Raw genomic sequence first — 13,652 nt, 5'->3', positions numbered from 1 at the left:
CAGAAATCTAAAATATGATTTATAAAAGAAGTAGTCAGCTTTTTGCTGAAGCAGAAAAAGTAATTCCCGGAGGAGTAAATTCACCAGTACGAGCTTTTAAAGCCGTTGGAGGGACTCCAATTTTTGTAAAAAGTGCCAAAGGTGCTTATTTGTATGATGAAGATGGAAATAAATTAATTGATTACATTAATTCATGGGGGCCAATGATTTTAGGTCATGCCTATCAGCCTGTTGTGGATGCTGTAATCGAAAAAGCAAAGTTGGGAACTTCATTTGGAATGCCAACGGAATTGGAAACAGAAATCGCTGCTTTGGCCGTTTCTATGGTTCCGAATATTGATAAAATTCGTTTTGTAAACTCAGGAACAGAGGCGTGTATGAGTGCGATTCGTTTGGCTCGCGGTTTTACAAAAAGAGATAAAATTATAAAATTTGCAGGTTGTTACCACGGGCATTCTGATTCGTTTTTGATTCAGGCAGGAAGTGGTGCGGTAACTTTCGGATCTCCAAATAGCCCGGGGGTTACAGAAGGAACTGCAAAAGATACTTTGTTGGCAAAATACAATGATTTAGAGAATGTAAAGACTTTAATCGAAGCGAATAAAAACGAAATTGCGGCTATTATTATCGAGCCTGTTGCCGGAAATATGGGTTGTATTCCTCCTCATGAAGGTTTTCTGCAAGGCTTAAGAGAACTATGTACCGCAAACGGAATTCTATTGATTTTTGATGAGGTTATGACGGGTTTCCGTTTGGCTCGTGGTGGTGTTCAGGAGTTGTTTAATGTTGATGCTGATATTGTAACTTTCGGAAAAGTAATTGGTGGAGGTTTACCGGTTGGGGCTTTCGCTGCACGTGAAGAAATTATGAATTACTTAGCGCCACTTGGTCCGGTTTATCAGGCAGGAACATTGTCAGGGAATCCTTTGGCGATGGCTGCAGGATTGGCAATGTTACAATCCTTAAATAATGATCGTGCTATCTTTGATCGTTTGGAAGAAAAAACGGCCTATTTGGAAGCAGGAATTGATAAGGTTTTAAAAGCGAATAATGTTGTATTTACGATCAACAGAGTAGGTTCGATGATTTCGGTGCATTTTGATGCAAATCCGGTAACCGATTTTCAAACGGCTGCAAAAGGAGATAACGAAACTTTCAAAAAGTTCTTCCACGGATTATTGCAGGAGGGTGTTTATATCGCACCATCTGCTTATGAAACCTGGTTTATTACAGATGCTTTAAGCTACGAGGATTTAGATTTTACAATTAACGCAATTGATAAGGTTTCAAAGACGTTCTAAACCAAAGCGTTAGAAGCGAAATATACAATTAGGCCTGATTTTTTACGTAAAGTCAGGCTTTTTTTATGGACCGTATTTTAATTTTTAACAGTTAATTAAAAGTTAAATTAAATATAAATCCTTAAATATTAGCATCAAAAATTATTTTTGTTTATCAAATCACTATTAAATTTACCATTAATGAAGAAATTTTACATTTTCGCTGCGACTACAGTTTTTTTACTGTTTCCTGTAAGCCAATTTGCACAATCTAAAAAAGAGAAATCTAAGAAGGGCGAAGCTGCAGTTGCCCCACCGGAAAAAAAGCCGGAATCAACTATTAAAGAGTACAGTAAAGTCATTACTAAAGATGCCGTTTCTGATGAAGGGCTCTTTACAGTACATAAAGTGGATAAAAAATACTACTTCGAAATTCCGAATAAATATTTGAATAAAGACATGCTTCTGGTGAGCCGATTGTCTAAGTTGCCTTCTAATTTGGGTGGAGGTTATGTAAACGCGGGTTCAGAAACAAACGAACAACTAGTGGTTTGGCAACGTTTTCAGGATAAGATTTTAATCAAATCAAAGTCTTATAATTCAGTTGCAAACGACAGCTTGCCGATCAGTATTTCGGTTAAGGCAAACAATTATAACCCTACATTATTTGCTTTTGATATCGTTTCTTTCAGTAAAGATTCGGCTAATGTCGTTGTGGATGTTACTAAATTTTACAGTACAGACGTAAAAGCGATTAGCGGAATATCTCCGGAAATGAGAGAGGTTTACAAAGTAAAAGGTTTGGACGAATCGAGAAGTTTTGTGAATACGATGAAAAGTTTTCCAATGAATATCGAGGTGGTTCAGGACATGACTTATAATGCTTCTAAGCCGTCAATGCTGGAAGAAACAGAATCAATTAGTGTTCAGATGAATCAATCTATGATTTTGTTGCCGGAAGTTCCTATGAAACCGAGGTTAGCAGATCCAAGAGTAGGATGGTTCACAATGAGCCAATACGATTACGGAAGTAATGAATTAAAATCAGATCTTAAAACCTATATCCGTCGTTGGAGAATGGAACCTAAAGACCCTGAAGCGTATGCAAGAGGAGAATTGGTTGAGCCTGTAAAACCAATTGTATATTACTTAGATCCGGCAACTCCGGTAAAACTTAGAAAGTATATTAAACAAGGAATTGAAGAATGGCAGAAACCGTTTGAAACTGCCGGATTTAAAAATGCTATTATTGCCAAAGATGCTCCAACAAAAGAGGAGGATCCTGATTTCAGCCCTGAAGATGTTCGCTATTCTGTAATTCGTTATGTAGCAAGTACAACCAGAAATGCAGTAGGTCCAAGCGTTTCAGACCCTAGAACGGGAGAAATTATAGAGAGTGATGTTATTTGGTACCACAATCATTTGCGTTCGTACAGAAACAGATATTTACTTGAAACCGGAGCAGCAAACCCATCGGCAAGAACATTACAAACAAGTGATGAGGAAATGGGAGAAATGATGCGAATGGTTATTGCACACGAAGTAGGTCATGCATTAGGTTTTCCACATAATATGGGAGCAAGTTGTGCTTACGATACAGAAAGCTACAGAAATGGAGATTTTACGCAGGAAAATGGTATTGCAGCAAGTATAATGGATTATGCCCGTTACAACTATATCGCGCAACCAGGGGATAAAAACATACGTTTTATTCGTAAAATGGGTGCTTACGATCATTATGCATTAAATTGGGGATACAGAGTAATTCCGAATGCAAAAACGACACAAGACGAATTACCGACATTAGATAAATGGATTGTGGAAAAAGCAGGAAATCCAGTTTACAAATACGGGAAACAAAGCAGTTCATTTGACCCGACTTCTCAAACAGAAGATGTGGGTAATAATTCAATGAAAGCAAGTTCATACGGACTTAAAAATTTGGAGTATGTAGCAGCTCATTTAAACGAATGGACGAGTAATGTTACCAACAACTACGACGATTTAGATGAATTGTATAAAGAATTATTAGATGTTTGGAGCCGTTATGTAGGCCATGTGGTTACGAATGTTGGAGGTGTTTACGAGAATACTAAAAACCCAAATCAATCCGGAAACGTTTACGAGGTAGTTCCAAAAGCAAAACAAATAGAGGCGATGAATTGGCTTCAAACGAATGCTTTTGCTTCTCCAACATGGATTGTAAATGTAACGACGTTAAAAAATACAGATTTCGCAGGTTACACAGAAAGATTCAGAGGGATACAAGTGAGACAATTGAATAGTCTGCTTAGTTTAGGACGTATCGGAAGGCTAATGGACAACGAAATTCTGGGAGCTGATACGTACAAAGCTTTAGATTTGTTTAAAGATATTCGCAAAGGAATTTGGAAAGAAGCAGGTACAGCAGCTAATGTAACGATTTACAGAAGAAATTTACAACGTGCTTTCATTGACCGAATGGGGTTTTTGATGACCGAAGAAATTAAGCCAACGGATCGATCTGCGACTTACTATAATGTGTCTCAGTCTGATGTTAGAGCTTTGGTTCGTGGTGAATTAAGTGCTTTAAGAAAAACACTTTCAGTAGCAAAAGCAACAGCTGTGAATACGGAAACAAAATACCACTATGAAGATTGTATCAAAAGAATAGATTTGATACTTAATCCAAAATAAAATAGGATACTAACGAAAAAAGAGGCTTTTAGGCCTCTTTTTTTTGTTATGGATTCTCTCTTCTTTCTTTTCTTTTTTCTTTAAATTTTTCCTTGTTGTCTTCCTGAATTGCTTTCCATTTGGTGTATTGGTCTGCTTTTAAGATCGATTTCATTTTGGCATCATTTGCTTCGACTTCATCCGTCATTTGTTTTCTGAAAGCTGCTTTTTCCTCTGCCGTTGGCTTCATATTACTGTCTTTTTTCGCCTGACGTGCTTCTTTAAAACTTTGTGCTTTGGCACTTCTGTCTGCTAAAAGTTGTTTTACCTGAGTTTGTTGGCTGGCATCCAGATTCAGTTCTGACGTTAGTTTTTTTAGCTGTTTGTCATTGCGTTGTTCCGGTGTCAGCTTCTCTCTTTGTGGTTTAGAAGTTTGATCTGCGTCTTGAGCAAAACTTACCATTCCAACGAATAGCAAAGCTGCGATAAGTAATTTTTTCATAATTTGTTTTTTAAAGGTTATAGCAATTAGACTTTATAAAATTTATTAGGTTTAATGACGTGTCAATAATTATGGATTATTTAACAGGTTAGGCTTCATTGTTTTATAAATGCGTCTTTTCTGTTTTTAAGAAAATTCGGAATTAATCATTAAATTTAAGAAATTTATAAATGCGAATAAATAACAGATAAGTATATGGATTTAGGATCTTTGAGCGAAAATAAAGTAGCTTTCTTTTCAACACAGCCTTACGATAAAACGTTCTTTAATAAATACAATGAGTTTGGTTTTGAATTGGATTTTTTTGAAACCCAACTCAATCCGCAAACGGCAACTTTAATTCAGGAGTGCGCTATCGTTTGTGTTTTTGTGAATGATATTGTCAATGAAGCCGTTATCAAACAATTGGCAGAAAAGAATGTGAAAATTATTGCTTTGCGTTGTGCCGGTTTTAATAACGTTGACTTAGAAGCGGCAAAAAAATACAATCTTAAGGTTTGTCGCGTTCCCGCTTATTCGCCACAAGCAGTTGCAGAACATGCCATGGCAATGATTTTGACATTAAACAGAAAAACACACAAAGCTTATAATAGAGTTCGGGAGCAGAATTTTTCCTTAAACGGATTGTTAGGCTTCGATTTGTTCGGAAAAACAATCGGAATTATAGGAACGGGAAATATTGGTAAAGCATTCGCTAAAATTGCCTTAGGATTCGGATGTAAAGTAATAGCCTATGATATTATAGCGGATCCGGAAATGGAAAAAGACGGTATTGTTTTTACCGATTTAAAAACTATTTTTAAAGAGAGTGATATTATTTCACTGCATTGTCCGTTAAATGAACAAACGAAACACCTGATCAATAAAAACGCAATTACTTTGATGAAAAACCAAGTGATGATCATCAATACCAGTAGAGGAGGATTGATTGAAACAGCCAGTGTTATTGAGGGTTTAAAAGAGGGTAAAATAGGTTATTTAGGGATCGATGTTTACGAGCAGGAAGAAAAGTTGTTTTTCAGAGATCTTTCTGCCGACATTATTCAGGACGATGCCATTCAGCGGTTAATGAGTTTTCCGAATGTTTTGGTTACTGCGCATCAGGCTTTTTTTACTAACGAAGCATTAACTCGGATTGCTTTAGTTACTTTTGATAATATTAAGTCATTATTGGTTGAAAATGATATTAAAAACAAAGCGGCTTCCCTGGTTTAAAACCGAGTTGTTAATTGATTTTAAGCAGAATGTTATAAAATTAAAATAGAGATATGAGAAATAAAATTTTAATGGCCTGTGCAATTCTGGCGCTGTATTCTTGCCAGAATAAAGAAAAACCGGCAAAGGAAAATATCGTTAAAACAATTGCAGAAGATACCTTAACAAAGACTGCTACGGGTTCTGCGGATGTAGGAGATGTTCCTGATAAAGATGATAAAGCGGTTGAAATGATCAGAAAGCAACTTCTAATTTTATTAAAAGATGATCTTAAAGCCATGGCAAAAGACGATCGATTCTTTTATTACGAAGCTTTCGATTTAAATAATGATAAGAAAAACGAATATTTTGTTGGCTTTTCCAACCCCTACTTTTGCGGAAGCGGAGGTTGTTCCGGTTATATTCTGAACAATGACGGAAGTGTGCTAAATTCGTTTACGGTAACTAATTTTCCTATTCTTACAGCAGCAACTTCTTCAGAGAAATTTCAGGATCTTATTGTTAATAGTGGGAGTGGTGTTCATCTTGTGAAAATGAAAAACGGAAAATATCCTTCTAATCCTTCTGTTCAGGAAGTTTGGAAAGGAAAAACACCTCAAAATTCTCCGAAGATTTTGGATATTCAGTCAGGGAAATTGGAGAAGTATTCTTTTTAGAAACTTAAAAAAATATATACATAAAATAATTAAACCCGACAGGTTTTTAAAACCTGTCGGGTTTAATTATTTCGAGAGCCATTCCAGATCTTCCTTATCCAAGTCTTCTTGTGATATCACTCTGCCATATTTCAGATCTTCTTCGCTTTCTTTGAGCATATCAATTTCATATTCCTCAAATTGATATACTTCAGAAGTATCTGCGGCCTTTAGAATACTTCTAATCTTTTCCAATAAATTTACATCTTCGATGTTTTTTAGCTTGTCAAATATTTCAAGTTTAATCTCTAAGGTGTTCATTATGATATGTTTTGAATGGTCAAAGATATATAAAATTAAACAAACCCGACAGGTTTTTAAAACCTGTCGGGTTTGAATTTATATTTAAATCAGATAAAAAATTACTCCACCAATTCAACCATTTTAAAATCACCTTCAACGGCAACTTTAGTCAAACCATGTTTAGATAAACCTTTCATTGCAGAATCCCATTTTTTACCGCTTAGATTAGCTTTTATTTTTAACTGCGTTAACTCAACTTTATTTTCGTTTCCTTTCAAAAGATCGATGATAAATTTTTCTTCGTCAGTCAATTCAATAGCGATTTGTTTTTTCTCCGGACGCATTTGCGGGAACAATAAAACCTCCTGAATAGACACATTATTAGTCAAATACATCATCAAACGGTCCATTCCAATTCCCATTCCTGAAGTTGGAGGCATACCATACTCAAGAGCTCTTAAGAAATCCTCATCGATAATTCCGTTTGCTTCGTCATCCCCTTTTTCAGACAAGCGCATTTGATCTTCAAAACGCTCTCTTTGGTCAATTGGATCGTTCAATTCAGAATAAGCATTGGCTACTTCTTTACCACAAATCATTAACTCAAAACGCTCTGTCAATTCAGGATTGTCACGGTGTTCTTTACACAGCGGAGACATTTCTTTAGGATAATCCGTAATGAAAGTTGGTTGAATATAATTTCCTTCACATTTTGCTCCAAAAATCTCATCAATCAATTTTCCTTTACCCATTGTTTTGTCAACGTCAATTCCCATTCCTTTAGCAGCTTCGTAAAGCTCCTCTTCTGATTTGCCTGAGATATCAAAACCCGTAAAATGTTTGATCGAATCCGTCATGGTTACACGCGCGTATGGAGCCTTAAAATTAATGGTGTGTTCTCCAAAAACGACATCAGAACTACCATTAACAGCAACAGCACAATGCTCCAGAAGATCTTCGGCAAAGTTCATCATCCAATTGTAGTCTTTGTAGGCTACATATATTTCCATAGCGGTAAATTCCGGGTTATGCGTTCTGTCCATTCCTTCGTTACGGAAGTTTTTAGAAAACTCATAAACACCTTCAAAACCACCAACAATCAATCTTTTTAAATACAATTCGTTGGCAATACGCATGTATAGCGGAATGTCAAGCGAATTGTGGTGCGTAATAAACGGACGCGCCGCAGCACCACCTGCAATAGGTTGTAAAACCGGAGTCTCAACCTCAAGATAACCCGCACCATTAAAAAAGTCACGCATGGCGTTAAACAATTTCGTACGTTTTATAAAAGTCTCTTTTACGTTTTGGTTTACCGTTAAATCTACATAACGCATTCTGTAACGCAATTCAGCATCGTTAAAAGCATCGTGTACATTTCCATCTTCATCCACTTTTGGTAAAGGAAGCGGGCGTAACGTTTTACTCAAAAAAGTAAATCCGTCAACACGAATACATTGTGCACCAACTTTAGTCGTAAACAATTCCCCTTCAATACCAATAAAATCTCCTAAATCGGTCAATTTTTTAAAAACCGTATTGTACAAAGTTTTGTCATCGCCTTCACACAAAACATCGCGATTTACGTACAATTGTATACGTCCTTCGCTATCCTGCAATTCAGCAAAACAAGCTTTCCCCTGATCTCTCACACTCATCAAACGTCCGGCAACGATCACCTTCTTACCTTCTTCAAACGACTCCTTTATTTGCTTTGAAGTATGATTTACAGGAAAAAGATTAGCAGGATAAGGATTGATTCCTAAGTTGCGTAAGTTTTGAAGTTTTTCTCTTCGGATGATTTCTTGTTCAGATAAGGCCATTATATACTGTTTTTTAAGTGGGCAAAGATAGTCAATTTTGAAAAAATGACAATTTCAAAATTTGAAAATAATTCCAGTTTTTTCAGGAGCACAAAAAAACGGTTTTTCAGCACCATTTGTCCCGCTATTCGCTATATCTTTTCCCGGTTAAAGAAACCGGAAAAAGGATGCCGCTGCTATCGGGGCTAAACCGGAAATTTCATTTTCAGAAGCCCTTTGACTATATTTTACAAGAAGACTGTGAAAATTTAAAACATAAAATATTTCGAAGTAAATCAACTAAAAATCTCAGTATCTTAGCGACTCAGTACCTTAGCATCTCTAAAAAAATAAATGAAAAAACTACTAGCCCTTTTATCCATAATTCTCTTTACAAGCTGTCAAATTACCGAAACGATAAACCTGAACTCAGACGGAAGCGGTACGATCGAAACCGTAGCAACTCGTGACGAACACAGTTATATGCAATTGGCTGGTGAGAATTATTCAAGAGAAGAAAGATTCCGGGATACCACTTATGTTTTTCAGGAATACATCACAAAATATGCGGAGAATTTTGCAAAACTTCCTGCAGCTGAAAAAGCTGTTTTTAATCAGTACAAAGAGGTCAAAGTGCATCTCAAGGAAAGTTCCTTTGAGAAAGAAGTCAAAAATACATTTACGTATCATTTTAGCAAAGTAGAAGCTATTCCGGACTTACATAAAACAACAGAATATGCCGATGATTTGAAACATAATTATGCTTTAAGTGCTGAGGAACATTATTACCATGTCAGTTTTACTTTTGATGGTATCACTTTTAAAAGAGTTATAAAAATTACAAATCCGGAAGAACTAAAGAAAAAACAGGAAGAAATTGAGAAATTTAAAAAGAAAACTTCCGGTTTTAAATTAGTACAAACCTATAATCTGGAGTATCATTTTCCCCGGAAAATAAAAACGGTTTCTAATGAAAAGGCAATTGTCAGCTCTGATAAAAAGTCACTAAAACTGGTTTTGCAGCTTTCAGATTGTCTTCAAAATCCGGAAACTTCCAATCTGGAAGTGATTTTAGAGCAATAAGGTTAACCTAACCGATAAGATATAATTATTTTAGAACAGCCTGAAATTTTTAAGAACACAAAGATATTTCACCCATTTAAATTTTAAGGATTTGATAATGTGTTAGAAATTTGTTTCTTAATTGCATTCTTTTATACAAGTAAAATCCAACTTTTCTCTTAGATGTTAAGTATAATTCTGGCGCATTATACTGCAATATTTTTTCTTCCATGTTCCGGCGAATTGAAGCGTCCGGAAAATCTATAGTGAAAGCATTTCCAACTTCTATGAAATGTTTTCTTTATTCTGTACTATTAGTAATGTTCAGCATTGCAATAGGATAAGCACAAACTTTTTCACAATGGAGTTCATTTTCTTTCATAGACCCTATTCGATTTTATACTAATTATATATTTTTTGCAGAAAGTAAAGAATATCTCGGTTGAAGATGGTTTAGCCAAAATCGTTTTTAAATGGAGTGGTTGGATAGGAGGAGAAAGGCAGAAAAGAACAGCTTCTGATGACAACTGCTTAGCGCTATTTTTTTGTTGTAACAATAGGTACTCACGGGGCTTATTTTTATTTGGAAATGACATGTTGTCTTAACAAATAACAATAAGCTAATGATCGATTATAGTTTTATGATATACAGTAATAAAGCAAATTAAGGGAGATACATAAATTGATGTAGTTTTAATTCGCAATACAGAAAGTGTATTTTAAAAACAAAAACTATGGAGAAAAAAGGAGCAGTATTTAAAAAAAAAATCAAAATAAAAAATCAAAAAATAGCCGCATTTTCGAGTTCTATACTTTGAACCGTCTAGCCAGAAAATTCTGAAACAAGATATAAAAGTAAAAATCATCTCTTCTTCAGGATTAGATATCCAAAAATTAATATAAAAACCAATTTTATGAATAACAAAATAAAGGTCACATTGTTGACCATGGCACTGTATTTTCTAAATTTAACGTGTTATTCTCGAGTTATATGTTTGAATTATAATGGTATAAGTGTTAAAGAAACCGAAGGGATTCTGAAAGAGAAAAGTGGGTACTCTTTTGTTTTTGAATCAGATGATTTTGATACAAAAAGAAGGATTTCGATTGATGTAGTAAATCAACCTATTGATCAGATTAAGGAGAAAATTACAGGAATAATTACAGATAGTAAAGGGCTATTCATTGCCGGAGCAACTATAAAAAATAAGGAAACCAGTAAAACCACAATTTCTGATTACGAAGGTAAATTTGATATAGAAGCTTCAATAGGGGATATACTCGAGATTTCCTGTATAAGTTATATCACCACATCAATTACAGTATCAGACAAAAATACGGTTAGTATTATACTTCAGGAAGACTCTAAAGTTCTGGACGAAGTAGTAGTTATTGGTTATGGAAAACAGTCAAAAACTAAGGTAATGGGAGCTTCGGTTCAAATAAAAACAGATGAACTGAATAAGGTCGCAGGAGCCAATTTTGCACAACAATTAAGTGGAAAAATGGCAGGAGTTCAAGTGAATGAAACATCAGGACAACCGGGATCCTCTTCAAAGATAATTATTCGCGGTACAGGCACATTAACTGCAGGCTCTAATCCTCTTATTGTTGTAGACGGTGTTCCTCTTTCTGAGGGAACAACATTAAACAGTATAAATTCTTATGATATTGAATCTATAAATGTGCTAAAGGATGCTGCTTCTGCCGCTATTTATGGCTCAAGGGGGGCAAATGGAGTTATTCTGGTTTCTACAAAAAAAGGAAAAAAAGGGGCTCCAACAATATCATTAGATTATTATACCGGTATCCAGAGACAGGCATCCAGAGTAGAATTAGTAAATGCAAATCAGGCGGCTCAATTTTTTAATGAAGCCCGGGATTGGGGATATGTCTCTAAAAAACCAACCACCCGAAGTGAAAGTGATGACGAAGCCACAAGAATAGCAAAGGGAGCTGGCAAGCGTGAGCTTAGACTTAATTACCTGAAAAACCCCGGATTATCAGGACTAGCAAACACCAATTGGATGGATGAAGTTTTTAGAGATGCACTTATGAAGAATTATTCGCTCGGAATTTCCGGAGGAAATGAAAAATCAAATTACTACATTTCTACAAATTATTTCAAACAACAAGGAATCGTTATCGAAACAGATTATGAACGTTATACTTCTTCGATTCGGTTTAATACGGAACTATCCGATAAATTTAAATTTGGTATTAGCTTGAACCCTTCTTATTCGGTTCAGAATAAGTACGATCAGGATGATGGATTTAACACCAATCCTGTTCTCTCACTTATTATTTCCTATCCGTTTTTTAGCCCTTATACTAAAGATGGTTCCTTAGCTATTGGTGACCAACTTGCCGCAAATGCTCCTCAAGACGGTGCTTTGGCAGAAAATCCGGTTGCGATCATAAAGCTAAACTCAAATGTGGAGCGTTATTTCAGGCTGTTCGGAAATGCTTTTGTTACCTATGATATTAGTGATGGACTGCAATTTAAAACATTATTTGGTGGAGATTACAGAAATCCTTTAAAACAATTCTATAGTCCATCCTCAGTAGGATATTATCGAATGCCCGCTCCCAAGGCGCCTATAGCTTCTGAAACGGTTGCAATTGCAAAAAATATTATTACCGAGAATACATTAAATTATACTAAAAATTTTGGAGAGCATCAAATAGAACTATTGGCAGGATATACGTACCAAAGAGAAGAAGGAACCTCATCAGATATTACCGGTACAGGGATCTCAGATGATAATCTCCCAAATATTGCCGGAGCCAGTGCTTATAAAGTTTCCAGCTCAAAAGAGGCATGGGTGTTGATCTCCTATCTTGGCCGTGCTCAGTATTTTTATAAACAAAAGTATCAACTCACAGGGACTTTAAGACGTGATGGTTCCTCTCGTTTTGGTTCTAATTCAAAATGGGGTCTTTTCCCTTCGATAGCAGCAGGTTGGATAGTAAGTAAAGAAACTTTTTTCCCCGAAACGACGATTTTTACTTTTGCTAAAATACGCGCCAGTTGGGGGAAAACGGGAAATAATCAAATTGGGTCTTATGGGTCTATTGCGTTAGTAAATTCTCAAAATTATGTATACGGAAATGATTTAAGTCCCGGATTTACAACTACCAGTTCCCCTAATCCGGATTTATCATGGGAAAACAGAGCGTCAACCAATCTGGGACTGGATCTAACTATTTATAGAAAGTTTAATTTCACGGCTGATTTTTATAGATCTATTACCAGTGATTTACTTCTAAATGTGCCAGTACCGCAGCAATCAGGGTTTACAACTTCTACTCAAAATACCGGAGAATTAAAAAATTCGGGTATTGAAATTTCATTTGAAGGAAATGGAATTAATCTGGGGCAAGTAAAATGGAATTTTGGAGGAAATATTACAACCAATAAAAGCGAAGTATTAAAATTGGGTAATAATCAGAATGAAATAATAACAGGTTATCAAGGATCTTACAGAACAAAAGTCGGAGGCCCTATTGCTGAACTTTATGGATATAATATCTTGGGAGTCTATAAAACAAATGAACAAATTGCAGCAACACCCCATATACCAGGTACTCTAACAGGGGACTACATTATGGAAGATAGTAATAACGATGGAATTATTGACAACAAAGATAAAAAAGGCTTTGGAAGTTATGCTCCTAAGATTACCTATGGTTTTAATTCTTCTTTTGCTTATAAAGATTTTGAATTAAGCTTCTCTATAAACGGAATTCAGGGCAGAAAAAAACTTGCTAAAGAGACGGCTGTGTTTTTGGAATCCGGTGAAGGTTTTTCGATGCCAAGTACCTATTATTTTAAGAACAGGTATCATCCTGTTAATAATCCGAACGGTTTTTTGGGCCAACCCAACACAGGAAATTTTTCGTCAAACAGACAAGCAGCAAGAGGATCAAGCAACACTTTTACAAATGCAGATTATATAAGACTTCGAGACATACAAATAGCTTACAATTTACCTAAGACAGCCATAAAAAAGATTGGTTTAACAAAGGCAAGAATTTACCTTTCGGGTAATAATCTCATAAACATTACGAAATACAGAGGTTTTAATTCTGAAGCAGAAACAGACAATATTCTTGAAATGGGATTTAATAATAATCGTATTTATCCCAATACAAAATCTGTAATTTTTGGAATTAATTTAACTTTTTAACCATAGCT

Annotated in this window: 9 protein-coding genes; 6 read left to right on the top strand and 3 right to left on the bottom strand. The window is 35.5% G+C overall.

Features of this window, described 5'->3' with window-relative positions:
• Positions 1-14: 14 nt before the first annotated feature.
• Positions 15-1,301, top strand: a complete 1,287-nt coding sequence (gene hemL / locus AB674_RS15215) for a glutamate-1-semialdehyde 2,1-aminomutase (protein ID WP_047777958.1) — start codon at positions 15-17, stop codon at positions 1,299-1,301.
• 180 nt (positions 1,302-1,481) lie between these two features.
• Positions 1,482-3,956, top strand: a complete 2,475-nt coding sequence (locus AB674_RS15210) for a zinc-dependent metalloprotease (RefSeq protein WP_047777956.1) — start codon at positions 1,482-1,484, stop codon at positions 3,954-3,956.
• A 46-nt stretch (positions 3,957-4,002) separates the two neighbouring features.
• On the opposite strand, the gene AB674_RS15205 is transcribed toward AB674_RS15210, so the two are convergent.
• On the bottom strand, positions 4,003-4,437 hold the full coding sequence (locus AB674_RS15205; RefSeq protein WP_047777954.1) for a hypothetical protein: 435 nt from the start codon (positions 4,435-4,437) through the stop codon (positions 4,003-4,005).
• 195 nt (positions 4,438-4,632) lie between these two features.
• Here AB674_RS15205 and AB674_RS15200 point away from each other — a divergent pair, with 195 nt between their 5' ends.
• Positions 4,633-5,652, top strand: a complete 1,020-nt coding sequence (locus AB674_RS15200; protein ID WP_047777953.1) for a 2-hydroxyacid dehydrogenase — start codon at positions 4,633-4,635, stop codon at positions 5,650-5,652.
• Between the two features lie 53 nt (positions 5,653-5,705).
• Positions 5,706-6,308, top strand: a complete 603-nt coding sequence (locus AB674_RS15195) for a hypothetical protein (protein ID WP_047777951.1) — start codon at positions 5,706-5,708, stop codon at positions 6,306-6,308.
• A 66-nt stretch (positions 6,309-6,374) separates the two neighbouring features.
• Here AB674_RS15195 and AB674_RS15190 read toward each other — a convergent pair whose 3' ends face one another.
• Positions 6,375-6,608 (bottom strand): hypothetical protein, encoded by a 234-nt coding sequence (locus AB674_RS15190; RefSeq protein WP_047777949.1) that lies wholly within the window; start codon positions 6,606-6,608, stop codon positions 6,375-6,377.
• 101 nt (positions 6,609-6,709) lie between these two features.
• Positions 6,710-8,413, bottom strand: coding sequence for a lysine--tRNA ligase (gene lysS / locus AB674_RS15185; RefSeq protein ID WP_047777948.1), 1,704 nt, complete (start codon positions 8,411-8,413; stop codon positions 6,710-6,712).
• A gap of 333 nt (positions 8,414-8,746) precedes the next feature.
• On the opposite strand from lysS, the gene AB674_RS15180 reads away from it, so the two are divergent.
• Both AB674_RS15180 and AB674_RS15175 read left to right on the top strand, forming a co-directional pair.
• Positions 8,747-9,475 carry a hypothetical protein gene (locus AB674_RS15180; protein WP_047777946.1) on the top strand — a complete coding sequence of 243 codons (729 nt, stop codon included), beginning with the start codon at positions 8,747-8,749 and terminating at the stop codon, positions 9,473-9,475.
• An 893-nt stretch (positions 9,476-10,368) separates the two neighbouring features.
• Entirely contained in the window at positions 10,369-13,644 is a 3,276-nt protein-coding gene (locus AB674_RS15175; protein WP_082210651.1) for a SusC/RagA family TonB-linked outer membrane protein, read from the top strand.
• Positions 13,645-13,652: the final 8 nt, after the last annotated feature.

Source organism: Flavobacterium sp. ABG, from assembly GCF_001027725.1.
Classification (GTDB): Bacteria; Bacteroidota; Bacteroidia; order Flavobacteriales; family Flavobacteriaceae; genus Flavobacterium; species Flavobacterium cupriresistens.
The sequence above is the reverse complement of the archived record's forward strand: the minus strand, read 5'-3'. Positions and strand labels throughout refer to the sequence as shown.

Bases quoted from the DNA above. Each gene is read 5' to 3' on its own strand.
- hemL (WP_047777958.1), top strand. From the start codon at position 15: ATGATTTATAAAAGAAGTAGTCAGCTTTTTGCTGAAGCAGAAAAAGTA.
- AB674_RS15210 (WP_047777956.1), top strand. From the start codon at position 1,482: ATGAAGAAATTTTACATTTTCGCTGCGACTACAGTTTTTTTACTGTTT.
- AB674_RS15205 (WP_047777954.1), bottom strand. From the start codon at position 4,437: ATGAAAAAATTACTTATCGCAGCTTTGCTATTCGTTGGAATGGTAAGT.
- AB674_RS15200 (WP_047777953.1), top strand. From the start codon at position 4,633: ATGGATTTAGGATCTTTGAGCGAAAATAAAGTAGCTTTCTTTTCAACA.
- AB674_RS15195 (WP_047777951.1), top strand. From the start codon at position 5,706: ATGAGAAATAAAATTTTAATGGCCTGTGCAATTCTGGCGCTGTATTCT.
- AB674_RS15190 (WP_047777949.1), bottom strand. From the start codon at position 6,608: ATGAACACCTTAGAGATTAAACTTGAAATATTTGACAAGCTAAAAAAC.
- lysS (WP_047777948.1), bottom strand. From the start codon at position 8,413: ATGGCCTTATCTGAACAAGAAATCATCCGAAGAGAAAAACTTCAAAAC.
- AB674_RS15180 (WP_047777946.1), top strand. From the start codon at position 8,747: ATGAAAAAACTACTAGCCCTTTTATCCATAATTCTCTTTACAAGCTGT.
- AB674_RS15175 (WP_082210651.1), top strand. From the start codon at position 10,369: ATGAATAACAAAATAAAGGTCACATTGTTGACCATGGCACTGTATTTT.